Here is a 24552-nt window from a genome sequence, read left to right as displayed (position 1 = left end):
GAACACTTCTGGTTGCAATATGCACCAGAAGTGTTCTTTTTATTAGCGTCCTATACTCAATATTCGGAATTAATCAAGGACAAGCTGATCCACCAGCTTAGGAAGCCACTCATTCAAATCTTCAAATTCAAACCCGGCTTCGGCCGCTTTATTCGTGTTCATATACCAGGAGGCATCCACTCCGAATGGAGAAGCAGCATCCTCACCGGCCTCTTTCGTTAGCAGAGCCTTCTTGCCTGCCTTCGTTTCAATCAGCTTTATTAATTCTCCAAGAGAAATGGTATGATTGGATGCCGCGTTTACAGGACCGGTAATGCTGGATTCTCCTGCCCAAGCCAGAAAGCGTGCGGCTTCCTCTGATTGTATAAAGCCCATTCGGGCATTCAGATTAGGCAGGCCAATTGGCCGGTCTTCTCTAATGCGATCCACATGGAAATGCAGACGTTTCGTGTAATCATCGGTTCCGAGTACAATGGGAAACCGTACACACACGACTGGAAAAGAAGCTTGCTGGATAAATACAGCTTCGGCCTGCCTTTTGCCCTCCTGATATGTAAAGCGGTCGTGTCTGCCCTGCTGAATCGTATAAGTCGAAGGATCAAAATCCGCTTCCTCAAAAGCATCCTTAACTCCTGCGTCGTAGACGGATAAGCTGGATGTAAAAATATACTTATTCGTTCTGCCATCAAACACCTTCACCGCATCCTTGGCTGCATCTGGAGAGTAACAAATATTATCGTATACGAGATCCCACGCTTCTCTTCCGGCGGCTAATCGTAGCTGCTCTTCGACCTCGCGATCAACGATGAGATGTCTCACTTCTTCTCCAAAGGGAAGAGGCGTATTTCCTCGTGTTGCTACCGTAATTTCTGATTTCCCCTCGTGCAGCAGATATTCCACAAGTCTTTTTCCAAAAAATCGCGTTCCGCCAAGTATCAAGATCTTCTTCATAATTATGTCCTCCATCCCTAACACGATTAAAATATCAAGTTACCGTGAAGTCCAAGCCTTAGCACTATAAACACATATGATATTCCAAGTCTATCACTGATTTCATAGAGGAGGAATGATTATGTGGCTAGGATTTGAATTATTAGCAGCCGCTGTGATTGTGCTCTCAACCATCACGTTTCGATATCTGGATAAACGGGCGGACAGCAAATTCCATCCTCATGCGCCAAATGAGCTGATTATCAAGTTTGTTGAGGGCACATCACAGGATGAGATGAACGCTCTGTACAAAAAAACAAAATGTACGGTTATAGATTACTACGAGGATCTGGGATTCTATCGAATTGCATCTAAACGAAAAATGCGTAAAATGCTCAAAACATATAGTAAGCATAAACTGATTGAATCAGCTGAACCCAATCATGTGTACAAAGCCCTATATACTCCGAATGATCCCTTCTTCCCAGGTTATCAATATGCTCCGCAGAAGGTACTGGCTCCTGCTGCTTGGGACATCAGCCAGAGCTCTCCTGCCATAAGAATAGCGATCGTAGATACTGGCGTTCAGCCTGACCATCCTGAGCTCGCCGGGAAATTACTTCCTGGATATGACTATGTCGATTGGGATCCTAATACCAGCGATGGGAATGGGCACGGAACGCATGTCGCCGGCATCGCTGCCGCTTCAACAAACAATGGAGTCGGTATTGCCGGTATGGCTCCGCTGGCCTCCATCATTCCCATCCGCTCCTTGGATAACAGTGGCAATGGATTATTATCCAGTGTCGCTAATGGCATTGTGTATGCAGCGAACAATGGGGCACATGTCGTGAACCTCAGTCTGGGATCGCCGGCCAATGATTCGTTTCTTCAAGCTGCTGTGCAATATGCCTGGGATCGTGGAGCTGTTGTTATTGCAGCAGCCGGTAACGATAATACGACAACGCCGATGTATCCGGCCTATCTCCCTGGCGTCGTCGCGGTGGCATCAACGAATGCGTCCGATGTGAAGTCGGCTTTTTCCAATTATGGTGCATGGGTCGATGTAGCTGCGCCTGGTGACCAAATATTGTCCACTTATCTCGGCAGCAGCTTTGCCTATTTAAGCGGTACTTCTATGGCTACACCTCTCGTTTCAGGACTTGCAGCTCTGCTTGCAGCTCAGGGCAGATCCAATACCAACGTTAGAGATTGTATCGTATTTACCTGTGATCCGATTGCAGGTACCGGCACCTTCTGGGCGCATGGCCGCATTAATGCATTACGCGCCGTGCAGCAGCCTGTATCTTAAATAAATTTCTAAGTTCACTCGGAGGCTATCTCATTGGTTTAAAATCTTTGACTTGATCTAATAGTTGGTCTATTCTCGCAAGAGTTATAGAATCCAGTTCGATATCCACGGATTGGGCATTCTCTACAATCTGCTCGGGTCTGGTGGCACCAATCAATGCAGAACTGATTCCCGGCAGACGAAGTGTCCAAGCAAGTGCAAGCTGTGATAGCTTGAGTCCAAGCTCATTAGCTAATCCATCCAGCTGGTGCACCACTTCAAGCACATCGTCACGAAGGTAGCTGCGAATCACGCCATTCACGGAATTGTCGGCTGCTCGTGTACCTGCGGGTGGATTAGCTCCGGGCTTGTACTTACCTGTAAGAATACCTTGAGCAAGCGGAGAGAAGACGATCTGTCCAATTCCTGCTTGCTCGGATACATTCAGCACCTCGTCCTCTATGTATCGTTCGAACATATTATATATAGGTTGATTCGCAATGATAGGGCGGAGATTCAGCTGTTTCGATATTGCTGCAGCTTCTGTGATTTGAACTGGAGTCCACTCACTGATGGCAGCGTACAGAATTTTACCTTGTGCAGTGAGATCATCCAGTGCTCGAAGGGTCTCTTCTGTTGGCGTTTCATGATCATACCGATGACAAAAATAGATGTCGATATAGTCTGTTCCCAGTCTCTTCAAGCTGGCCTCACATTGCTCCATGATTGCTTTTCTGGATAATCCTTTATCATTTGGTCCGTCTCCCATTGGGAAGTACACTTTCGTACTCAGCACATAGTCAGAGCGTTTATAGGATCTTAGAGCTGTTCCCAGCGCTTTCTCTCCCTCTCCGCGGTTGTACGCATTAGCCGTATCGAAAAAGTTGATCCCGCACTCAAAAGCCTTATCAATACAGGCATCTGCCGCCTGCTGTTCCGCCGCTGTACCATAGGTTAACCAGCTGCCAAGACCAATCTCACTAACCTTGATTCCGCTTGCTCCTACTCTTCTATATTTCATGGACTCTCGCTTCCTCTCTGCATAAGATCATATTTTCTAATAGAGTTAAAGTTAAATGACACTTTCAATATATAGGAAATTCGGAATAAAGGGCAATGGGGAAATTTGATGTTTCCCTTTTTATTCTCCTATCACTTAACAACAAAACCGCGCAAGCCACAGAATCGTGACATGCGCGGTTTTGTATTAATCTATGGTACTATTTTACTTCAGACGCCTTGTGATCAATGCATTCGCTACGATCAGAACGCCAGCAGTCATGAAGAGAAGTGCAACATTCGAGAGTTCAATACATCTCAGTTTATTGGTGATAGATCCTACCATTTGGCCCCAGCCGGAAGCCTTGGTCAGGTGTTCTTCGGGAACGAGCCGCTCTTCTCGTTGATGCAAACATAGACTACTGCATTGTCAATGAGCAGATTCATCTCAAACTGCGCTGTAGTCAATCTCCATAAATTGAACAACTTCCTTCTCCCAGCGCTCAGTTACAAATTCCACATGCTTCGGATGAGCATTATATGCCTCATAATCTTCCCGACTGTTGAATACCATGGAAAAACCAAAGTCATATGTATTCTTCGGACTAATCTCGCGAAACACTTGAAAGTTGTTCACGGTAGGAATATTACTCAGTGCAGATTTACCTTCCTGAAGAAATGCGGATTCTTCCACAGAGCCACAATCGTGTTTCAGTGAAAATACCACGGAATGTATAATTTGCTGTTGTTCCATCCTAATCACTCCTTGAGTTGGATTATTATTCAAATGGATAACGGAGTCCCCACTGACCTCGAATCTGATCAAGCAGCTTCATGATGGATACAGACTCATCAAGTGGGATAACCGAGCTCTCTGTACGTCCTTCAATCAAGCATTTTCCAAGCTCCTCGGCTTCAAATGCGTAACCTATACTTTCACGATCATCCTCGAAGGTTGTTACATTGCCTTCGACATGGAGCTCTGCTGTATACGCATTTAAGAAAGACGGGATTCGGATATATCCATCGGTACCATAAATGTAAGCTTCATTGGTTAGGCCGAGTCGTACGGCCCCGTTCAGCTGAGCTGTTCTGCCGGCACCGTAGGAGAACAACAGTGAAAATTCTTCATCGACGCCCGTATCACCAATATGTGCTGTACTCCACACGTGTTCAGGCTTAGCCCCGAAGATCATGGACGCAAAGGATACCGGGTAGATCCCTGCATCTAATAATGCGCCGCCTCCAAGTGTAGGATTTAAGAGCCTGCCTTCTGGATCGTAATCTGCACGGAATCCAAAATCGGCCTTCACCAGCTTGATTTCTCCAATCTTCCCTTCATCTAGCCACTCTCTCACTTTACAAATTGCTGGAAGGAATCTCGTCCACATTCCTTCCATGAGGAAGAGTTTATTCTCTCTTGCGTAGGATACCAGCTCTTCTACTTCACCGGCATTCACGGTAAAAGGCTTTTCGCATAATACAGCTTTTCCCGCTCTTAGACATAGAAGCACATTCTCCTTATGAAAAGGATGCGGTGTAGCCACATAGATGGCATCGACCTCAGGATCGTTTACCAAGCTCTCATAGCTTGCGTGAGCTTTCTTAATCCGATACTCAGCGGCGAATTTCTGCGCACTCTCCGCATGTCTTGAACCGACGGCATATGCCTCTCCATTGCTTGCATAGGCAAGGTCCTTCGTAAACTGTGATGCAATCCATCCCGTCCCTAATATTCCCCACTTAATCGTTTTCGACATTGAATGTACCCTCTCCCTTGATAACAAATTGTCACCGTTTTCAAAAAAATAAAGGCTGTGGCTTTCACTTCTGTGACCATTATAAAGGACTTCCCTGAAGATTGCGATAATGGATGACAAAAAAAGGAACACATAACTTATGTGTCCCTTCATTTCCATTTGAACTACACTTCTATAATGATTGGAAGTATCATCGGTCTTCTTTTGGTTTGGCTATATATGAATCGGCCAACGTCATCCTTCAAGATTTGCTTGATCAGGTTCCACTGACTTACTTCTGATTCGGACAGACTGTCCATGGAGTCTAAGATCACTTGATGAATTTGCTCCATGAGCTCTTCATTTTGTTTGACGAATATGAATCCTCGTGAGATAACTTCGGGAGAAACCATCATTTTTCTCTCTGTTTTGCTTAGTGTGGTAACAATGATCAGCATACCATCAGATGCCAAATGTCTCCGATCCCTAAGTACAATGTTTCCGACATCCCCAACCCCTAATCCATCCACGAGATTGTTTCCAGCATGTACTTTAGGTCCCATGGAGACCGCGCCATTCATAATTTGTATGGTTTCCCCATTGCGAACGATGAACACATTCTCGCTAGGCACACCTACAGACTCGGCAAGCAAGCGGTGCTTGTACAACATTCGAAATTCACCATGTACGGGAAATAAGTATTCAGGCTTCATGAGCGTAAGCATTAATTTCAACTCATCCTGGCTTCCATGACCCGAGACGTGCATACCTGAAGCACTGCCCGAGCCATATAACACTTTAGCGCCAATACCATACAGATTGTCAACTACATTCGATAGGTTACGTTCGTTACCAGGTATCGCTCCGGCAGCGATAATTACCGTATCCCCTGGCAATATCTCAATATGCGGATGCTGTGAGCTTGCGAGCCGGGACAATGCCGCCATAGGCTCACCTTGACTTCCCGTACATAGAACGGCGATCTGTTCTGGCGGATATTTCTCGGAATCTCTCGCATCAATCAGCAGGCCTTCAGGAATTCGCAAATAACCTAGATCATTGGCTACTTCCACTACATTAACCATGCTGCGTCCGAGCAGAGCCAGTTTGCGATTCGTTTCAATCGCAGCATCAATAATCTGCTGAACTCTGTTCACATTAGAGGCAAAAGTGGAGATGAACACCTGCTGCTTGGCACTGGAAAAAGCATCAAGGATATGGCTGCCGACAATACGTTCCGAGGGAGTGAAGCCTGCACGTTCCGCATTGGTACTCTCCGATATTAAGACCTTAACGCCCTTCTTGCCGATCTCTGCCATCCGGTGAAGGTCCGGGTATGGTCCGTTTACAGGCGACATGTCAAATTTAAAATCGCCTGTATGGACGACCGTGCCTTCAGGAGTGTCGAATACGATGCCCAGACAATCCGGAATACTGTGAATGGTTGGAAAAAAAGTGGCTTGAATGGAGCCTGCATCCACTACCGAATTCTCATCAATGACATGCAGCTGGGACTCGTCTAACAATCCGTGCTCCTTCAGCTTTATTTTGATTAATCCGATGGTTAGTGCGGTTCCGTACACCGGTATATTTAACTGCTTCAGCAAATAAGGTATGCCGCCTATGTGATCTTCATGCCCGTGCGTGACCACCAGCGCTTTAATGTCCTCTTGATGATCTAGCAGGTATGAGAAGTCGGGCACAATAAGGTCAATCCCCGGCAGACTTTCGTCCGGAAACTTGGAGCCACAATCTATAAGCACCAGATCATGGTCATATTGAATGAAGTACATATTTTTACCAATTTCATTGACGCCGCCAAGAGCTGCGATCAACAATCGACTAGCTTCCATACTCAATACTAAGTACCTCCTTTTCGTGCTGTAGAATGATGATTAGGACTCTTTGGTTCCGTAGGTCTGCTTCTTCCTCAGCTCGCGATTGTCATGATCTACCCATATATGGAAGACATATTCGAATGCAGCCATCACTAAAGAAATAATCAGAATGTCGGTTAACGATGTATTCCAGAACATAAGCTCCTTGAAGATCCAAAGAGAGGCAAATACAAAAATAAAATCGGCTACGGTCGCGATCAAGTTATTGGTCTTGCGAAATACGACGATGTCGCCGAACAAAAAGCCAATGGCCGCAATCAGCAAAGCGGCAAACCAGGAAGTGATGAAGGAAGCATCGGAGAGCCACATCAGCAGTCCTGTTACCAGCACACTGTATGCCAGAAATTTCGCCATTTCTTTTTTGATATGAATCGCTCCTTTCTGAATCAATTTCATAATGCCTTTAGCTGCTTAAATCAAGAGTATATATAGATCAAAATGATTTAATTTGTCTATATAGCTTCGAATCCGCCTTATTAATGAGTTATGAAATTGATTCTAGATGTTATATTATCCGCAAGTTACAATTTACATCCAAAAAATGATACATATTATTTCATATTATTCGACTTTGATTGCGAACACATAACTGGAACTTCCTTTATCCCAGGAAGCATAAACACTATAAATATAAATACCTGCTATGCCCGGTGCAGTCACTATGTTATAATCCAATGGGACATTTTCGGATTGAAGATCATCCGTCCACTTTGTAACTCCCATCGAACCTTCCCAAGGTTTGGGTGTAAACTCGATTGAGATTTCTGCTTCTGGTGAGACAATGACCGGCTCTAGCTGCTGATGCTTCACCATATCAGGCGGTGCCATATAATCAGCACATTCATTCCAGCAATAGGTACTTTGTAAGTATGGGACTTTCTTCTCGCCAGCTTGGATGCTTGGTTTGGGAGGATAACGATCAAGACTTAATGATGTAATTACATAGACGGTTGTAAACAAGATCACTGCACTTATGATCATTAATAACAGCATCTTCTTCAATTTTGTTCCCTCCTTTGCGCCTCAGCCCTTTCAGTACACTCAGGTATACTTACTCACGACACAGTTTGGCTATTAGTCGAGCAAACCAAAATAAAATAAAAGGATGTTGCACACATGATAAGTAAGAATGGAGCTGCTAATGCCTGGAAAAAGAACACCGTCCTATTTCTAACCAGCCAAACGATATCTCTATTCGGTTCCTCCTTGGTCCAGTATGCCGTCATGTGGTATATCACGTTGGAGACCCAATCAGGCATTATGATGACTATTTCCATTATTTGCGGATTTGTTCCTGCCTTCTTCCTATCCCCATTTGCCGGGGTATGGGCAGACCGGTTCAACCGGAAGCTCTTGATTATCCTTGCAGACTCCTTGATCGCCATATCAACACTGGTACTTGCTGTGCTGTTCCTGCTCGGTTATGATGCCATTTGGCTGCTGTTCGCAATGTCTGCGATTCGAGCGATCGGAACAGGGATTCAGATGCCGGCTGTAGGAGCCATTCTTCCGCAATTTGTGCCAGAGGATCAATTAACCAGAGTTAATGGAATCAACGGAAGCATACAAGCCTTTATCATGATCGTATCTCCTATGGCGAGCGCAGCATTGCTTACGAAGGCAAGCATTGAAGCTATTTTCTTTATCGACGTCGTTACGGCACTGATTGCTATTCTTACTCTGCTATTCTTCCTTCGTATTCCTGCCCATACCAAGGCGATGCAGGATCAGAACACCAGCTATTTTGATGATTTGAAAAAAGGCCTCAAATATATAAGTGGTCACACATTCCTGAAGAAATTTTTCGTCTATGTCGCATTATTTAATGTTCTTGCCGCACCTGCTGCATTCCTGACACCCTTGCAAGTCACAAGAACCTTTGGCAGTGATGTATGGAGATTAACCGCCATTGAAATTACTTTTGCTATTGGAATGATGATCGGGGGAATATTGCTTGCAACCTGGGGCGGATTCAAAAACAAGATCCACACCATGACGATGGCAGGCTTGATCATGGGAGCTTGTACAGTCGCTCTTGGCGTAGTCCCGGTATTCGCCATTTACTTAGCCTTCATGAGCTTGTTCGGCCTCGCAATGCCTTTCTTTAATACCCCATTCACTGTCCTGCTTCAGGAAAAAGTGGAGCCTGACTATCTCGGCAGAGTGTTTGGTGTCCTGACGATGATATCCACTTCGATGATGCCGCTTGGAATGCTCATATTTGGCCCTGTTGCCGATGTGGTGGCTATTGAATGGCTGCTGTTGGGAACTGGTGTATTGCTGCTGGCGCTGGCATTTACCCTCGTCGGAAATAAAGTGCTGGTTGAAGCCGGTAAACCCGTAGTGAATGAAGATACGCAATAATAAACAAGAAGGCTGCCCGTGAAGGCAGCCTTTCCTAATTTCTATACCTTATTAAACTCTAACTTGGTGATTTGATGGTCCTTGTTCCATAATTCTTGGAAATATCCACTTCGGTCTATCAGTTCCTCGAAACTGCCTTCGTCCTCGATCGCTCCGTCTTTAACTAACAGGATTTTATCTACCTCCTTGATGAAGCTAAGCCGATGAGCAACAATAATGATTGTCTTCTCCTTGAACAAACGCAGCATTTCTCGCATAATCTGCTTCTCCATAATATTGTCCAGCGCGGATACCGGTTCGTCGAGAATAACAAGGGGGCGCTGCTGACCCATAATCCGGGCAAAAGCAAGCCGCTGCTTTTCACCACCGGACAATTTTGTACCTCTTTCCCCTACCCATGTATCCAGCTGCTGAGGAAGGGCTTTCACCTTGTTTTTTAATCCGACCTTATCCAGCAAATCATACAAATCATCATCGGAGTGATTCGTCAGCAGCATATTATTACGAATGCTTGTATCAAAGATTGGAGAATCCTGCGAAATATAGGACAGCTGATCGTACAGATGATGGAGATGAAGCTCATCAACGTCCAAACCATCTATGAGTATTCGACCAGATTTTTTCTTGAGCAGGCCCGTCATCAGCTTGACGATGGTTGATTTACCACTCCCGCTGATTCCTACAATGGCTACAGAAGTGCCCTGCTCGATTGTAAAACTAACCCCATTTAATATTCGTATATCTCCATAATCGTACGTGACCTTATCAAACTCGATTCTCCCTTTCAGAGAGCTTATGGTAATACCGGAATCAAGATTTCGATCTTCTGGCTTGTTAAGGAAAGCTTCAAACCGAGAATAAGTAACCAGATCCAGCTTGTGATCCACATACAGTACATTGAAGATCGCAATCGGCGTGTACACCTGATCAATAAACATTATCATGGCAACAATTACACCAATGGACAGGTGGCCTGAAATGATCTGGTTCGCACCGTAGAGGATAACCCCAATCTTAATCAAATTAACAATCAGAGCGAAAATCGCAAAAAATGCTTCATGCACAAGTCTAATCTGAGTGCTTCTCTTTATGATTTGACCAGATGTCCGGGTCATACGATCCATCTCTCTCTGATACCGCTTATTTAGTCGAAATACAACCAGCTCCATAAACCCGCGAGTAGTATATCTGGACATTTTCTCCTGATCCGCTATTAGTGAGGCTTTAACACGATAGAGTGTCCGCAGCAGCACATGCGTCATAAGGAATACAAGAACATAGCCAGCTAAGATAATCAACATAATATGGATATTGTATAGACCGATAAATAACAGGCTGAATAGAATCTTCGGTAATAATTCGTGAAATATCGTCAGGTAGAAAGAATGCAGCATTTTTCCTCCAGCCTGAGCTCCGTTCTCAATCACCTTGATCATTTCGCCGGTTCCAATGCTTTGATAAGATGAATAGTCGATTTTGGACACTTTGGATAGGGCCATGATCTTAAGCTTCTCAACAATGCTAATCGATAAGTAGGTATTTGGATATTCATCAACATAATTCAGAAGGGTCGATCCGATGAGCACAGCGCCATACAGTAGAATTAACGGTATTATTTCTTCGATATGATCCACGGTTACGATGGTATCCAGTAATTCTTGAAACATTTTGATCCCTTGCGCTTCTAAATATTGAATGGCAAATCCAATCAGAATATATATCATAATCATCCATTTAAAATGCTTTATGCAGTTCTTTAACAAGGAGCGTCTAACCTCCATCAGTGAAATGTAAAAAAGCCAAGGAATCACCGGGCAGGACAATTAAGCCTGGCTCTCCGGCCACAGGCGTTTTTGTCCTTATACAGGTGTCCCTTGACTGTTCTTAAGAATGATCAATGCCGGGCACCGTTCAAACAATTAATCAACTTTTGGCCAAAAGGCAGACTGCTCCCTTGGCGGCTGGTACGCGTTTTACCCAGCCCGATGATTAATTACTTCGAACGATACGGAATGCCATCCTCTTCACCTCTTGTGTATAGACTGTCCTTATTGTAAATGATGGAAAAATTGTTGTACAGTCATTCCTTATACTCAGAAGCCAATATTCCGTAATACTCCAAATCCTCATATTGTCCCCACTTCACTACATGCTGGTGGAATGTCCCTTCATGTCTCATTCCGATCTTTCTCATGACTGAAGAGGAAGCAGGATTACGACTCATAGCCGCTGCCCATACCCGATTTAATTGTAGTTCGCGAAAAGCAAACTGGAGTACACATTGAGCCGCTTCCGTACAATATCCCTTTCCCCAGAACGGTTTGCCAATCCAGTAAGCAAGCTCGGCATGATTGTGATTTTTATTTACTTGCAAGCCCACTACGCCCATGAATTCGGTTGTCAGTCCATCAAGAACGGCAAAGGAGTAACATATGGATACAAAAATAACTATCCTATACGGACGAAGTTTGTCCGTAAAATAACTAACCTGTAATTCTTTTTTCAACTGCCTTGCGCTCTTTTTTATACTGCTTGTCCTTCAAATAATCATCCCATGAATCCAGCAGCCGTACCGGCTCTGCTTCTATTAAGTCCATAGCAGCATCCTCATGCCTGCTGCGGAGATCGTTCATGATGTCTATTAAATCCTCGCGATCCAGCAGTCTTACACCATTATATCCTGCCAGCTTCAAGCAAGCATCCGTATAAATGCCTGATGTAATCACGATGGATTTCTGAGCCCTGTAAAACGGCATTGCACTATATATTTCTTGAACAGCAGATAATCCGACTGGATTATTAACAGAGTATCGCTTGGCTTGAATAATTGCCCTATTTCCATTTCGATCAGTGAATACCAGATCAGCACCAAAATCCCGGCTGCTGACGGTCTTGTAAGCATCTTCGTATCCTAAGGCAAGAAATAACCGAAATAAATATTCCTCGAAATCTTTTCCGTCTTCCATACGGTCAATGTCTTTAATGGTTATCTTATAGGGATTAAGCTCCCTATGCCTTCGCCGTCTCGATATACTGATGATTATTCTTGCGGCGATGACAATCATGATGGCTGCCGCTATGGCATATATTACGGCCAACATTAAATTCCTCCTATTCTCCGTATCCCGTTATGTATGTCTGCTGGCGTATGAAGGAATCCTGTGCTCTGTAATAAGATAATAAGAACATGCATTCTCTTGCTAAACAAATTATAAATTGACTTCATCGAAAGGTAAAGGGTAACAACAATACGTGCTACAGCGCTTTTCATATCTATTAAAATCTGGCCGATTTTGACAAACTTGCTCTATAATAGATATCGTGTAAGATGTAATATTTAAATTCATGAATACAGGGAGGTATGCAAAATGGAATACACTTATTTGGGAAGAAGTGGTTTGCAAGTATCGAGGTTATGCCTTGGTACAATGACATATGGTGCTTGGGATATGGATGAGCCAAGCTCGCTCTCTATCATTGATCAGGTGCTCGATTCAGGGATTAATTTTATTGACACGGCAGATACATACGGAAAAGGGACGACAGAAGAGATTATTGGCAAGGCACTTCGGGGAAGACGGGATCAATTCATCGTAGCGACCAAGTTTAAAGTTCGGACTGCTGAAGGAGTCAATGGCGAAGGAGCCAGTCGATATCGAATTATGCGCCAGGTTGAGGCGAGCCTTAAACGTCTGAATACGGACTACATTGATCTGTACCAGATACACCGTCCTGATCCATACACTCCGCTTGATGAAACCCTTCGGGCGATGGATGATCTGGTCACTCAAGGCAAAGTACGATACATCGGATGTTCCAACTTTGAGGCTTGGCGTATCGTGGAATCCTTATGGGTCAGTGAGAAGATGAATTTGGAGCGCTTTGTCACCAATCAGCCTTCCTACAACATTTTTAATCGTTACATTGAGCAGGAGATATTACCTGCCTCCGAGCGTCATGGATTATCGACATTAGCGTACTCCCCATTAGATGGGGGCTGGTTATCCGGCAAATATCGCAGCGGACAACCTCTTCCTTCGAATTCACGTGGTGAGCGGATGGATACAGAAGCTCCAGTGAATCGTGATAAGCTGGCTAAAGTGGATAGACTGGCTGAGCTAGCCGAGGCCAAGGGAATTACACTGGGTCAATTTGCTCTTGCCTGGCTGCTTCATCGCCAAGGTATAATCCCCGTGATCGGGGTAAGAAACGAACAACAGTTAAACAGCAATCTTGGGGCACTCGATGTTAAACTTACAGAAGAGGATATAAGACGAGTTGATGAAATATCCCCTAGCCCTTATATCGACTTTTCCAAAGACGGCAGCTTCTGGTTTGATGAACCTAGAGCTTATCGCTTCAAATAATATTTTACAACCAGTTAGCCTAAACTGAACTAATGAATATATCACAGCCCGAGCAAATTCTTTATGACAATGAAAACAACGGGGACAAACAGAGCCGGGATCAAATTCATCGTTTTAAAATGCTTGATACCCAGGAGGCTGAGCCCAGAACTTAGAATAAGCACCCCGCCAACGATCGAAATTTCCGTGAGCAGCTCGGGCGTGATATACCCAGATACCGCACCTGCCAGCATATAAATCAATCCCTGCCAGCAGAGCAGCACAACTGCTGACCAGGCAATACCAAAGCCAAATGTGGACGCCAGCACCATAGAAGTGATGCCATCCAGCATTGCATTTGACAGCAGGTAGGTATGATTACCGTTCAATGCACTTTCAATGGGTCCTACGATGGATAATGTACCGATACAGAACAGCATGATTGCTGTCGATAATCCTTCCGCCAGATTCCCTTTGGAGATGCGGGATACGGCGCTTTTGAAGCTGCTCTCAAGATTCAGCCTCTCTCCAATCAGACCACCTACGGCAAGACTGATAATGAACAGGACGGGGTAATGACTGTCAGGTAAGTATTTAACGATGGAGTTTATGCCTAGCGCGGTAACAGCAAGTCCCATAGCCTGCATCAAGATGTCCTGGTAGCGCTCCCCGATTCCCTTCTTAAATAAGCTTCCCAGTGCACTTCCCACCAGGATCGTTGCTACATTTACAATCGTTCCAATCATCTAATTCCTCTCCCACTTGAGTTGTTGTTAAACACAGAATAAACCCTCCAGTTACTGGAGAGTCAATGTTATTTTACAGGGATCTGTATTTCTGTGACGAACTTGGAAGCATCCTGGGTCAGTCCATAATCAATATAGGTTATTTCCAGTCCATCATCATACATCTGATAGCCATTATCTTCAATGAAATTGATAAGCTGTTCATAATACGGGGCCGCATCTTCATGTGTACCTGCAAACCGAATAGTTATATTTCTACTTTGTGAAAGAAGCTTCTGCCCTTGATGAAGTTGCTTGCTCTGTTCCTCAACAACAACAAAGATCGAATCATACTCCTCAAAGCGTCGGGCAACTAAGCTTTCTAGTGCAATAGATAGTCCCACTTTACCTAGAAATATCGTTGATTTCATCTTGGTTTGATTCTCAAGCATACGAATCGGCAATTCTAAATTATCACTTTTATGTATCTTATGCTTAAGAACTACAATCGCTCTTTCGGGCAGCTCAACCTCACGAATTTTATACAGCTCTTTTACATTCGCTGCATCCTTGATTTGATGAATCCGGCTTTCAATCTTTTGCTTAATTTGGGTAAACTCATTGATTTTATTTACGGTTCGCTCATACTGATCCTGAAGCAGCTGTAAGATATGATCGATATCGCGATGATCGAGAAACTGCTTGATCTGTTTGAGCGGAACTCCGAGCGCTTTAAGATAGAGGATGGTATTTAGCTGTTCAAATTGATCTATGGAGTAATAGCGGTATCCCGTAGATGTGTCGATGGATGCCGGCCTAAATAAGTCTATTTCATCATAATAGCGAAGTGTGCGAATGTCGATTTGAAAGAGCTTTGAGATCTCTCCGATCATGAATAAGTTGTCCATCTCTATCCTCCTATGTCTTATCTAGATCAATATAACATAGTGCAAAAATGGAGGGAAATACAATAGAGTATGAACTTGAGATATGAAATGACTTATCCAGTGACTTATTACTCAGCTTTCTCTCTTAAGCAGCCTATGGTTTACAATTAACAATGCTCCTACCATGACCAAGATCGCGGCAGCCCACCAGAACGTATCTATTGCGCGGTCATGCTCAATCAGAATCAATCGAATGACAGCCGTAATTCCAATGTAGATAAAGTATCGCAGTGGAAAATGAAACCCTGTGCTGAAATACTTGATAATTAACGCGATAAACTCAAAATAGAGAAAGAACACGAGCAGATCATCCGTAAACTCATAATAGGATTTGTCGTTCTCCGCAGGGAGAACAACATATGCAAATATATCCCAGGTTACTTTGAATAAGGATATACACAAGAGCAGCCCCACCAGCAGCAGGCAAATATTTAATATGTGCTGCAGCACCTGAGGCAATTTCTCACTATATTTCACAGGTACCTACCCCTTGCCTGTATTTGTCATCAAATTCGAGAGATAGCTTAACCATTAATTCATTGTTTAATTCGTATTTAATCCCAGCCAGACAGGTCCCATCTCTACAATTCACTGAGACCATTCTGTTATTCAACCGAGCTTCCGCACAAAAAAAACAAGCACCATACGGCGCTTGCTCTTCTTCATACTTATTTTCTAGACTTATCTGACGTTTTATTTGCGGCTTCTTCCAATCGACGATATCGTTTCAAGTCTGCCTTCCTAATCGGGAGAGGTTCTTTTCTAAGCAGCTTTACAACAGCGATGATTAATAGTAGCAATATAACTGTAAAAGGCAAAGCGGCTATTAATGAGGCTGTTTGCAGAGCCCCCAGGCCGCCGCTGTATAATAGAACTCCTGCGATGGCAGCCATCAGTGTTCCCCACACGATCTTCGCCGTCATTGGCGGATTGAGGCTACCTTTCGTTGTCATGCTGGACAAGATGTAGGTCGCCGAATCGGCTGAGGTTACGAGGAAAGTGAGAATCAGCAGAATGGACAATATGGACATGATCGTCGACAATGGAAGCTGTCTAAAGAGCTGGAACAATGCCGAAGTGACATCCTCATTAACTGCAGCCGCGATGCCAGTAGCTTCATGAAGATCAAACCAAATGGCCGTTCCACCAAAAGTCGCGATCCAGAGACAGGCAATGAGCGGTGGCACGACCATAACTCCCACGATGAACTCTCGGATCGTTCTGCCCCTTGACACCCTTGCTACAAAAGCACCTACGTACGGCGACCAGGCAATTGCCCAAGCCCAGTAGAATATAGTCCAGTCTCTAACCCAGGTTCCCTCGGTATAAGGCTGTAACCGTAGACTGTATGAAATAAAATTCGTTATGTAATCACCCAGAGCCAGTGTAAACGTCTCAAGTATGAACACCGTCGGACCGAGAGTAAATACAAAGAGAAGGAACAATAAGGCTACACCGAGATTTAGATTACTTAAATACCTTATCCCTTTATCTAGACCTGTAGTAGATGAAATCATGTACCCAATGAATATAGCGACTAGTATTCCCAGCTGAATAAGTTTGCTGTTGCTAGTTCCTGTAAGAGTACTAAGTCCTCCACTCATTTGCATAACACCTAGACCAATGGAAGTCGCAATTCCCATGACCGTAGCGATGACGGCCAGAATATCGATCGTTTTCTTAACAGCAGGTTTATTACCCGTTACTGGCTCCAGCGCTGTGGATACGAGTCCATCCTTCTCCTTGCGGAATTGAAGAAATGCAATTACGAGACCTACCAGTGCAAATACGGACCATTGACTGATCCCCCAGTGAAAGAAGGAGTATCCCATTGCAACGCGTGCCGCTTCTTCCGTCTGTGATTCCACACCTCCAAACGGAGTATTAAAGAAATGACTCATGGGTTCCGCTACGCCCCAGAATACGAGACCAACACCGAAACCGGCTGAAAACAGCATTCCTATCCATGTGAAAAATGGATACTGCGGCTTTCCTTTCTCGCCACCCAAACGTATGGTTCCATACTTACTGGCAGCCACCCAGATGAGGAACGCAATAATGACAAAGATGGACAGCAGATAAAACCAACCGAAATTATTGGTTGTAAAATTGTACAGCATACTTGTTGTGTTACCGAATGCGACTGGCATCAGAGCACCAAGAACAACAAGGAGAGTGATGATGATTGCTGAAATGCTGAATACCTTGTCTTTCATTAATTTACGAATCAATAATCCCACCTCTAACCTATTTAGTTATCAATACCTCTACAGTATTCCTATTTAAACCATATTCCATGTATATAAACGGTTAACGACTCTTTTCATTTCTAACTATGATGAGCAATATCTTACAAGAATCACAAGCTTGCTTATAATATAATGACAGCAGAAAGATAGATCATGGAGAGTAGGTGCAGCTAGTGGCTCAAGAGAATAGAATGGTTTGTTATGATACGGATTTACAAGTGGAAGCTTATCGATTTGAAGGAATTATGCAAAAATTCCCCAACCATTTTCATGATTATTATGTATTCGGGTTCATTGAACAGGGGAAGCGTTACTTGGCTTGTAAAAATAAAGAGTACATCATAAATACTGGTGATGTTATTATTTTCAATCCATATGATCCCCATGCATGTGAGCAAGTTGATGGACGAACGTTGGATTACCGCTGTATAAATATACAGCCAAGCATCATGCAAAGATATGTATTTGAAATTACGGGAAAGAAGGAAACGCCTTATTTTAAGGAACCTGTTCTTTGTAATAGTGAAATCGCGGATACCTTGCGCGATTTGCACACGATGATCTCCGAAGGTCAATCTGATTTTAAAAAAGAGGAATTGCTCTTATTTCTTATTGAACATCTCTTAAGAGAACATACCGATCAGTTTATCTCTTCATATGAACTCTGTCTTCGCACAGAAATCAAAACGGTATGTAATTACATAGATAATCATTTTGATCAAACCATTACGCTTCAGGATTTATGTAAGCTTACTGGTCTTAGTAAATATTATTTGCTTCGTTCGTTTACCAAACAAAAAGGAATTTCACCTTACAGCTATCTAGAGACACAGCGCATCATCCATGCCAAAAAGCTTCTAGAGCAAGGCGTTCCTCCCATTGAGGTTGCTATTCGTTCCGGGTTCAGTGACCAGAGCCATTTCACTAATCATTTTAAAAAGCTCATCGGGCTTACGCCAAAACAATATATGAGGATATTTACCGATCAAACATCACCACCCGTATATACGGAGGCCATGGCATGATGATAAAGAAGCAAGCCGCATCAACGGGACATCTACTCGCAATATTCACGATCTTTGTATGGGGCTCGACATTTGTGTCTACTAAGCTTCTGCTGTCTGACTTCAATCCGATTGAGGTGTTGTATTTACGTTTTCTTATAGGATACTGTGTTCTGTTGCTACTCTATCCCCGAATTGTAAATACGAACTCAATTACGGAAGAACTACTGTTTGCAGGCGCTGGATTATGTGGAGTAACCCTTTATTTTCTCTTGGAAAATATCGCGCTGACCCTTACCCTTGCTGCAAGTGTAGGCGTCATCGTATCAGTTGCCCCCTTTTTCACGGCTGTATTCTCACATTTTTTTCTTGAAGGCGAAAAACTTAGCGTATCATTTATGGTTGGATTTATCATTGCTCTTATCGGTATCGTAATGATCGGGTTTAATGGCAGTTTTGTGCTCAATCTAAATCCTCTCGGTGATTTTCTAGCCTTCCTCGCCCCTATTTTTTGGGCAATCTATTCAGTGCTTATGAGAAAAATCAGCGAAAGGGGCTATCATACTATCGGTTCTACACGAAAAGTGTTCTTCTATGGTTTAGTCTTTATGCTGCCGGCATTGTTCCTATTTGATGTAGAGTTGAGCTTGGCGAAACTAACCGAACCTATGAGTCTGCTGCATCTGCTTTATCTTGGTATTGGCGCATCAGCACTGTGCTTCGTGACCTGGAATAGGGCAGTAGGCATTCTAGGCGCTGTCAAGACAAGTATTTATATTTACATAGTGCCTGTCATTACGGTCATTGCCTCACATTTGGTATTGAGCGAGCCTCTTTCCTGGACTATGGGGATTGGAGTATTCCTCACTTTGGTCGGTTCATTTATTTCTGAACGCAGAACAAATCCGCAATACAGTATTAAAAAAAGGATGGATCTTTGAGGCCAAAAGGCTTCGAAAGATCCATCCTTTTCTTGTATACGATCCATGACATTTTTCTATTCAGCCAGTGCTCTAACTTCCTCATCCGTAAGTGCCTCATTGTATACTTTCACTTCATCGAGGCTGCCGTTTAAATACGGATCTGCCGCATAACGGCTCTTGCCAAGATACGCATCGGTAGAGGTGAGCTCTTTCGGATTAAAAGTAATCTGATCGCTCGTCGTTACGACTTCTCCGTTCACATACAGCTTGCCTGTGTTCCCTTCGAGTGTAACCGCAACATGCGTCCATTCATTCACTGGAAGCTTCGTAGGTGCAAGAAGACTTTGATCTACTCCATTATGAATAGTAAACTGCATGACTCCCAGATGCTGAGAAGGTGTCAGGAACATATGCTTGCCGAGCCCATTGCCAAAATCAAAGACTCGCTGCCAATCTCCCCCGCCGTTCCAGTAAACCCATGCTGCGAATGTGAAGTCTTCTGCATCTGTGACTAACTCAGGCACTTCCACATAACCGTCTGTACCGTTGAATTTGATAGCTTGACCTTGTTTGCCAGATACTTGTGATTCAACTCCGCCGATCAATGTACCATCAAATCCGTTGCTGCTGAGGTCAGGAACCGATGGTCCCGATATTCCTTCAAAATCATATTCGACCAGCTTCGGCCCTTCGATTTCAGCAAGTACAGTTACATTAAACGTCTTGGTATCTCGCACTTTTCCTTTTTGAATGGTGGCTGTAAGCTTCACTACCGCATTGTCTTCGCCAGCTTCGGGTCTTGTGACGATTCCGGCCTTTGATATGACATTTTCATTAGAAGAAGTCCATGAAATCACACTGTCCCTAGTTCCTTCTACAGGCAAATTCATATTTTGATAAATTGCCGAAGTATTGCTTAGATTGAGGTCCTTCTTCACCGCAGCAACGACTTCCTTGTCTTTCATTTCCTCCATTTGGCTGCCCCAGAGTGCAACTCCGGTATCTGACAATGCGCTGAAGGTTACGACATTTTTCTGTGACGATTCGTCCCACTCCTTAGTGAACACTCCTGTATAGGTAACGCCATCTGTCTTAAGAGTGGCAGTTCCGTCTTTATCCAGGCTCCATGTGCCCTCCACATCACCTCTGATCTTGCCGTTCTTCTCTAGTGTTGCAATGACGGATGTTTTGAGCTCTGCTGAAATGTCTTTGCCATGATTCACAATTTTATAGCTTCCTGCCGCCTCGTTCTTCTTTACTTCCTTCTGCTGGATATCCGTATAGCGGTAAGGCGCTACGACCGGCCATCCTTTGTCATTAATGTACATTTCATGGACGCGAATCTCATGCTCTTCCCCACGTCCAGGGAAACGGGTATGGAAGAACAGCAGATGCTTGCCTGTCTCTTCATCATAATATGCGGAATTGTGGCCTGGAGATATATAGCCAAGGCCCGTGCCTGCTCCCGGATCTCCAAGCTCTCTCGTGAATTGATAGTTCCCCATCAGCTTTACCCCAAAAGGTTCAATAGACCGATCGTCAAACAGAGGCAGCTCCGGATTTGCTTTGACCTGAATCATATCTGTGCCTTCAGCATCCACATACGGACCATCCGGATTTTTGGACCTCGCAACCCTGATGTTATATCCGCCAACGGCATCTAGTCCGCCATAGGATACAAACATATAGTAGTAATCGCTTTCCGGACTATACAAAATATACGGACCTTCAATCCGGCTGTGGTTACCTCCCATCAGCTTCTTGCCATAGCCTTGTCCTGGCAGCTGTTTGCCGGTTACAGGATCTAACTCCAGGATAAAGATGCCTCCTGAATAAGATCCGTATACCATCCACAGCTTTCCGTTCTCATCGAAAAACACATCCGGGTCTACCGCATTCGGATGAATGGTCGCATCGTAAATGGTTCCATCCTCACTCGGCTCGCCCCACATGCCGGATTTCAGCATGATCCCTTGATCTACATAAGGTCCTTCAATGTTGTCCGCCACGGCTACGCCGAGCGCTGATCTTGGAGAATCCCCTTTGCAGGCATTGTAGTACATATAATAACGTCCATCTTCCAATTGAATAACATCGGCTGCCCACAGGGTATTTGTCTGTGCCCATTCAAGCGTTTCCTTGAGCTCTTCCGTAACATTAGGTATTAGTTTGTTGCCATTGGCTACACCAGCGGCGACCATATCCCAGTTCATCAGATCATCTGTCTTCGCCGCAGCAAGATGGGAACCGAACACATAATAGGTATCGTCTACCTTGATAACAGAAGGGTCATGCACGGAGCCTTCCTGAAAAACTGGAGCTTTATTGGCAGGCTTCCCTTTCTTAGCCGTATCCTCCTCTGGACTTGCATATCCCGAAGTTCCAATTACGCCGCATAGTACAGTCAGCGTTGTCGTTAATACGGCTGCTTTTTTGCTTGCTTTGAGTAAATTACGCAAAACATCCCTCTCCTTTGCACCAAAAAAAGTATGAACCTAGAGTCACTTAAAACGCTTACACAAAGAATCGATCGACGTATGAAAAAGACTGAACAAGAAGTATGTATATCGATGAATAGTTTACATATATATAAATATATTTAACTATTTGTTAAATAATAGCATCATCTGTATTCGCTTTCAATGGATTAATTACAAATTGTTCACAAAAGTCTGATGGTACGCATTTCTGAATTGTGCCGGTGTCATGTCATAAATTGGGACATTATTTGTCCGGCTGTGCGTTGATGCATGCCGCCGGCGTCCGCATCGTGAAGAGTTAAACCTAAAAAGAGGCTCGTATGAACCCATCTCTCCTACAAAGAATTGGGTTCTAATGCGAGCCTCTTTAAATACTCAATGTTGAATCGTAAATTGATCTAGCAGCTGACCATTTACGTCATAGGCCTCATACTTCAGCGTTTTTCCTGAGATCGAAATCCCGGCATACATCTGTTTATTGTTCTGAAAATGCAGCTTGTGATAGAACTGATCCTCTTTCAACGCATTGAATTTGGGACCACTGGCATTGACCACGACATAAATGGCTCCTTCGTGATGACGTACCATATCGCTTCCATCCCCGGTGACCTTTCCGCCCTTCACAGGATAAGAACGTGAGTACACATGATTGTGACCCTGAAGCACCAGATCAACCTTATATTTATCAATGATTCTAGACCACTCTATTAGCTTTTTCGTAATATTGCCGCCATAGATTGGACGATGCATCGCCACGATTTTCCATTCGCAGTCAGCTCCCGCCAGATCGGCTTCGAGCCATTTCGTTTGCTGCTTAATGCACATCTCCGTATTCAGTACCGCAATATGCAAGAAGCCATAATTGAAGGAATAGTTCGTCTGTGTTCCCGCCAGCGCTTGGGCTCCATTCTCTGGAAGATGAAAATAAGAAGCATAACGGGCTGCTCCGACGTCTTTGACATCATTATTACCGATTACCGGAACGATCGGCGTCTCTCCAATCCAGGTGGTGCTGGCATTAAAAAAATGGTTCCATGCACTCTTCTTGGCTGCTGTTTCAACCAGGTCTCCGGCATGCACAACGAAGTCAGGATTTGCATAGCGGGCAAAGGCCTGCTTCATCGTATCCTCCCAGAGACGAAAATCGGTCACTGTGTCAGCTTGGGAATCGGTCACATAGATAAGTGATACCTCTGATATCTCTTCCTGTGCCGTCATAAAAGCATGAGGCTCACTCCAATGTCTCCCGCTGCTGTCTCCTACCCGATAACTGTACATCGTACCCGGCTCAAGATCTGCTGCCACCGCTCGATGAACAGCTATTTCGTTACCGTCCTGTCTGATAACAGAAGTGCTGGCTTCATAGCTTGCGACAGAGTTATGCTGGAAGTCTAACGCATTACCCTTTGTGATTTGCAGCTGAGCGCTGCCATTCGTATCACGGCTGTGCCAGGTAAATGCTCTGCTGGTTGACGGATCGCCTTGGATCGTCATCACAATCTGCAGTGGTATCTTAGGAGCTCTCCTCTGTAAAACCGACTGAAGGATGATAAAGCCACAGATTACAGCTATAGCAATCAGAATGATCCATATTATCGAATTCATGATTATCTCCTGCTTTCCGCATCGATCCGCTCTCGCGAAGGAGCAAACCACTCGCCTGTCTATTTCAATATATACCCGGTCCGTTTCCTTCCTCAAACTCATTAGAGATATAATGGATATGTGTACTCAAATGACAAAACATCAATAGAAGTATAAAGATCCTATTGATGTTCCGTCTTTTTCTATGATTTTCTTCGCATGCTGCGAATCAACACTTTTTGCTCAGCACTTACTTGATATGATTCGGTTATTTTTTGCAGTGCCTTGTTATAAGTGAACCTATCTAGTGAGCTGCTCTGCAAATATATCAGCGTAGGCTCCGGCATTTTGATATAACAAATAGATATCGCCCAAGCGACAGCCATCTGAACATAATATTCCTCGCTGTGTATTGTGTCGAGCTTGTGCAGCACCTGATCAATATATTCTTCATCAACAAAATAAGTAAGAAGCATCACGACACCAAAACGAATATGGTAGGTATCCTTGGATGACAGATAAGGGATAACAAAATCCCATACGCGTGCTCTGTTCTTCTTCGTTATCTTAAGTCCGCTGCAAAAGCTGTCACAGATTGACCAATTATTGATCTTGGGTATAAAAACAGCTACGTATTCCAGCAATTCGTCAATATCTGTCTTGACGTAGCCGATAACCATCGCCTGCAGCATCACTTCTTCAAAATACTCATCTTCCGCCTGATTAAGATATGTACGCCAATCGCCTTTGGCAATAGACTTGGCCAGCTTATGCAGCTCAGGGTGCCTAACACCCAGTAGATTCGTGATATTGGGTATCAGCCGGGCTGTAAACTGCTGATATTTCACATCGGATAATGCAAGTAATTGTTCCTTTAATTGATTATTCATGGGCAGTCATTAACTCCTTTAAATCTCGTCTGTGGTTTCAACATTTTTACATTATAGCACATATGTTCGCTAAGATAACGAAATCAAGCGTCCGTAAATTGAACAAGGAACCGGTTCACAAGATGCTAACCGATTCCTTTGTAAAATAGATATAGACGGATACACAAATTTTGGCCTTCTTTA

The 24552-nt window shown here is 44.0% G+C and carries 23 protein-coding genes; 6 read left to right on the top strand and 17 right to left on the bottom strand.

All coding sequences use genetic code 11. The features are described from left to right. Positions 1-69: 69 nt before the first annotated feature. Complete coding sequence (locus BM415_RS07400; protein ID WP_091156273.1) at positions 70-951, bottom strand: NAD-dependent epimerase/dehydratase family protein; 882 nt, start codon at positions 949-951, stop codon at positions 70-72. A gap of 121 nt (positions 952-1072) precedes the next feature. On the opposite strand from BM415_RS07400, the gene BM415_RS07395 reads away from it, so the two are divergent. Next, a complete protein-coding gene (locus BM415_RS07395) occupies positions 1073-2242 on the top strand; it encodes a S8 family peptidase (RefSeq protein WP_091156270.1) in 1170 nt (389 codons plus the stop codon). A gap of 25 nt (positions 2243-2267) precedes the next feature. Here BM415_RS07395 and BM415_RS07390 read toward each other — a convergent pair whose 3' ends face one another. Continuing rightward, complete coding sequence (locus tag BM415_RS07390; protein WP_091156268.1) at positions 2268-3242, bottom strand: aldo/keto reductase family protein; 975 nt, start codon at positions 3240-3242, stop codon at positions 2268-2270. Positions 3243-3350: 108 nt separating this feature from the next. On the opposite strand from BM415_RS07390, the gene BM415_RS07385 reads away from it, so the two are divergent. Then, complete coding sequence (locus BM415_RS07385) at positions 3351-3638, top strand: hypothetical protein (protein WP_091156266.1); 288 nt, start codon at positions 3351-3353, stop codon at positions 3636-3638. 30 nt (positions 3639-3668) lie between these two features. On the opposite strand, the gene BM415_RS07380 is transcribed toward BM415_RS07385, so the two are convergent. The 5 genes from BM415_RS07380 to BM415_RS07360 form a co-directional block, all read right to left on the bottom strand. After that, entirely contained in the window at positions 3669-3974 is a 306-nt protein-coding gene (locus BM415_RS07380; RefSeq protein ID WP_091156263.1) for a Dabb family protein, read from the bottom strand. A gap of 25 nt (positions 3975-3999) precedes the next feature. Continuing rightward, positions 4000-4980 (bottom strand): Gfo/Idh/MocA family protein, encoded by a 981-nt coding sequence (locus BM415_RS07375; protein ID WP_091156261.1) that lies wholly within the window; start codon positions 4978-4980, stop codon positions 4000-4002. A 164-nt stretch (positions 4981-5144) separates the two neighbouring features. Further along, positions 5145-6812: a ribonuclease J gene (locus BM415_RS07370; RefSeq protein WP_091156259.1), complete on the bottom strand. Its 1668-nt coding sequence runs from the start codon at positions 6810-6812 to the stop codon at positions 5145-5147. A gap of 42 nt (positions 6813-6854) precedes the next feature. Further along, positions 6855-7253: a DUF2512 family protein gene (locus BM415_RS07365; protein WP_091156256.1), complete on the bottom strand. Its 399-nt coding sequence runs from the start codon at positions 7251-7253 to the stop codon at positions 6855-6857. Positions 7254-7418: 165 nt separating this feature from the next. After that, complete coding sequence (locus BM415_RS07360; protein ID WP_091156254.1) at positions 7419-7859, bottom strand: hypothetical protein; 441 nt, start codon at positions 7857-7859, stop codon at positions 7419-7421. Between the two features lie 114 nt (positions 7860-7973). On the opposite strand from BM415_RS07360, the gene BM415_RS07355 reads away from it, so the two are divergent. Next, positions 7974-9221: an MFS transporter gene (locus BM415_RS07355; protein ID WP_091156252.1), complete on the top strand. Its 1248-nt coding sequence runs from the start codon at positions 7974-7976 to the stop codon at positions 9219-9221. Between the two features lie 41 nt (positions 9222-9262). On the opposite strand, the gene BM415_RS07350 is transcribed toward BM415_RS07355, so the two are convergent. The 3 genes from BM415_RS07350 to BM415_RS07340 all read right to left on the bottom strand — a co-directional run bounded on the left by BM415_RS07350 (position 9263) and on the right by BM415_RS07340 (position 12322). Beyond that, positions 9263-10984, bottom strand: a complete 1722-nt coding sequence (locus tag BM415_RS07350; RefSeq protein WP_091156249.1) for an ABC transporter ATP-binding protein — start codon at positions 10982-10984, stop codon at positions 9263-9265. A gap of 317 nt (positions 10985-11301) precedes the next feature. Further along, positions 11302-11727 (bottom strand): GNAT family N-acetyltransferase, encoded by a 426-nt coding sequence (locus BM415_RS07345; RefSeq protein WP_244533176.1) that lies wholly within the window; start codon positions 11725-11727, stop codon positions 11302-11304. Next, positions 11705-12322 (bottom strand): restriction endonuclease, encoded by a 618-nt coding sequence (locus tag BM415_RS07340; RefSeq protein ID WP_091156247.1) that lies wholly within the window; start codon positions 12320-12322, stop codon positions 11705-11707. Before BM415_RS07340 ends, BM415_RS07345 begins: the two co-directional genes overlap by 23 nt. Before the next feature lie 267 nt (positions 12323-12589). Here BM415_RS07340 and BM415_RS07335 point away from each other — a divergent pair, with 267 nt between their 5' ends. After that, positions 12590-13588 (top strand): aldo/keto reductase, encoded by a 999-nt coding sequence (locus tag BM415_RS07335; RefSeq protein WP_091156245.1) that lies wholly within the window; start codon positions 12590-12592, stop codon positions 13586-13588. 41 nt (positions 13589-13629) lie between these two features. Here BM415_RS07335 and BM415_RS07330 read toward each other — a convergent pair whose 3' ends face one another. The 4 genes from BM415_RS07330 to BM415_RS07315 form a co-directional block, all read right to left on the bottom strand. Continuing rightward, positions 13630-14313, bottom strand: a complete 684-nt coding sequence (locus tag BM415_RS07330; protein WP_091156243.1) for a DUF554 domain-containing protein — start codon at positions 14311-14313, stop codon at positions 13630-13632. A gap of 68 nt (positions 14314-14381) precedes the next feature. Next, positions 14382-15200 (bottom strand): MerR family transcriptional regulator, encoded by an 819-nt coding sequence (locus BM415_RS07325; protein WP_091156240.1) that lies wholly within the window; start codon positions 15198-15200, stop codon positions 14382-14384. Between the two features lie 111 nt (positions 15201-15311). Next, entirely contained in the window at positions 15312-15716 is a 405-nt protein-coding gene (gene psiE, locus BM415_RS07320) for a phosphate-starvation-inducible protein PsiE (RefSeq protein WP_091156238.1), read from the bottom strand. A gap of 191 nt (positions 15717-15907) precedes the next feature. Continuing rightward, the gene (locus BM415_RS07315; RefSeq protein ID WP_091156235.1) at positions 15908-17470 is read right to left on the bottom strand and encodes a BCCT family transporter; all 1563 of its coding nucleotides are present in this window, start codon (positions 17468-17470) and stop codon (positions 15908-15910) included. A 209-nt stretch (positions 17471-17679) separates the two neighbouring features. On the opposite strand from BM415_RS07315, the gene BM415_RS07310 reads away from it, so the two are divergent. Both BM415_RS07310 and BM415_RS07305 read left to right on the top strand, forming a co-directional pair. Further along, the gene (locus BM415_RS07310) at positions 17680-18513 is read left to right on the top strand and encodes an AraC family ligand binding domain-containing protein (RefSeq protein ID WP_211753664.1); all 834 of its coding nucleotides are present in this window, start codon (positions 17680-17682) and stop codon (positions 18511-18513) included. Beyond that, a complete protein-coding gene (locus BM415_RS07305) occupies positions 18513-19433 on the top strand; it encodes a DMT family transporter (protein WP_211753663.1) in 921 nt (306 codons plus the stop codon). Before BM415_RS07310 ends, BM415_RS07305 begins: the two co-directional genes overlap by 1 nt. 56 nt (positions 19434-19489) lie before the next feature. On the opposite strand, the gene BM415_RS07300 is transcribed toward BM415_RS07305, so the two are convergent. The 3 genes from BM415_RS07300 to BM415_RS07290 form a co-directional block, all read right to left on the bottom strand. After that, on the bottom strand, positions 19490-21874 hold the full coding sequence (locus BM415_RS07300; RefSeq protein WP_091156228.1) for an arabinan endo-1,5-alpha-L-arabinosidase AbnB: 2385 nt from the start codon (positions 21872-21874) through the stop codon (positions 19490-19492). Positions 21875-22270: 396 nt separating this feature from the next. Then, entirely contained in the window at positions 22271-23500 is a 1230-nt protein-coding gene (locus BM415_RS07295) for a purple acid phosphatase family protein (RefSeq protein WP_170862389.1), read from the bottom strand. 182 nt (positions 23501-23682) lie between these two features. After that, entirely contained in the window at positions 23683-24369 is a 687-nt protein-coding gene (locus BM415_RS07290) for a DNA alkylation repair protein (protein WP_091156224.1), read from the bottom strand. Between the last annotated feature and the right edge of the window lie 183 nt (positions 24370-24552).

Source organism: Paenibacillus sp. 453mf, from assembly GCF_900116105.1.
Taxonomy (GTDB): domain Bacteria; phylum Bacillota; class Bacilli; order Paenibacillales; family Paenibacillaceae; genus Paenibacillus; species Paenibacillus provencensis.
The sequence above is the reverse complement of the archived record's forward strand: the minus strand, read 5'-3'. Positions and strand labels throughout refer to the sequence as shown.

What these genes read in the sequence shown, in the direction of transcription:
- BM415_RS07400 (WP_091156273.1), bottom strand. Translation starts at nt 951, where the DNA reads ATGAAGAAGATCTTGATACTTGGCGGAACGCGATTTTTTGGAAAAAGA.
- BM415_RS07395 (WP_091156270.1), top strand. Translation starts at nt 1,073, where the DNA reads ATGTGGCTAGGATTTGAATTATTAGCAGCCGCTGTGATTGTGCTCTCA.
- BM415_RS07390 (WP_091156268.1), bottom strand. Translation starts at nt 3,242, where the DNA reads ATGAAATATAGAAGAGTAGGAGCAAGCGGAATCAAGGTTAGTGAGATT.
- BM415_RS07385 (WP_091156266.1), top strand. Translation starts at nt 3,351, where the DNA reads ATGTTTCCCTTTTTATTCTCCTATCACTTAACAACAAAACCGCGCAAG.
- BM415_RS07380 (WP_091156263.1), bottom strand. Translation starts at nt 3,974, where the DNA reads ATGGAACAACAGCAAATTATACATTCCGTGGTATTTTCACTGAAACAC.
- BM415_RS07375 (WP_091156261.1), bottom strand. Translation starts at nt 4,980, where the DNA reads ATGTCGAAAACGATTAAGTGGGGAATATTAGGGACGGGATGGATTGCA.
- BM415_RS07370 (WP_091156259.1), bottom strand. Translation starts at nt 6,812, where the DNA reads ATGGAAGCTAGTCGATTGTTGATCGCAGCTCTTGGCGGCGTCAATGAA.
- BM415_RS07365 (WP_091156256.1), bottom strand. Translation starts at nt 7,253, where the DNA reads ATGAAATTGATTCAGAAAGGAGCGATTCATATCAAAAAAGAAATGGCG.
- BM415_RS07355 (WP_091156252.1), top strand. Translation starts at nt 7,974, where the DNA reads ATGATAAGTAAGAATGGAGCTGCTAATGCCTGGAAAAAGAACACCGTC.
- BM415_RS07340 (WP_091156247.1), bottom strand. Translation starts at nt 12,322, where the DNA reads ATGTTGGCCGTAATATATGCCATAGCGGCAGCCATCATGATTGTCATC.
- BM415_RS07335 (WP_091156245.1), top strand. Translation starts at nt 12,590, where the DNA reads ATGGAATACACTTATTTGGGAAGAAGTGGTTTGCAAGTATCGAGGTTA.
- BM415_RS07330 (WP_091156243.1), bottom strand. Translation starts at nt 14,313, where the DNA reads ATGATTGGAACGATTGTAAATGTAGCAACGATCCTGGTGGGAAGTGCA.
- BM415_RS07325 (WP_091156240.1), bottom strand. Translation starts at nt 15,200, where the DNA reads ATGGACAACTTATTCATGATCGGAGAGATCTCAAAGCTCTTTCAAATC.
- BM415_RS07310 (WP_211753664.1), top strand. Translation starts at nt 17,680, where the DNA reads ATGGTTTGTTATGATACGGATTTACAAGTGGAAGCTTATCGATTTGAA.
- BM415_RS07305 (WP_211753663.1), top strand. Translation starts at nt 18,513, where the DNA reads ATGATAAAGAAGCAAGCCGCATCAACGGGACATCTACTCGCAATATTC.
- BM415_RS07295 (WP_170862389.1), bottom strand. Translation starts at nt 23,500, where the DNA reads ATGAATTCGATAATATGGATCATTCTGATTGCTATAGCTGTAATCTGT.
- BM415_RS07290 (WP_091156224.1), bottom strand. Translation starts at nt 24,369, where the DNA reads ATGAATAATCAATTAAAGGAACAATTACTTGCATTATCCGATGTGAAA.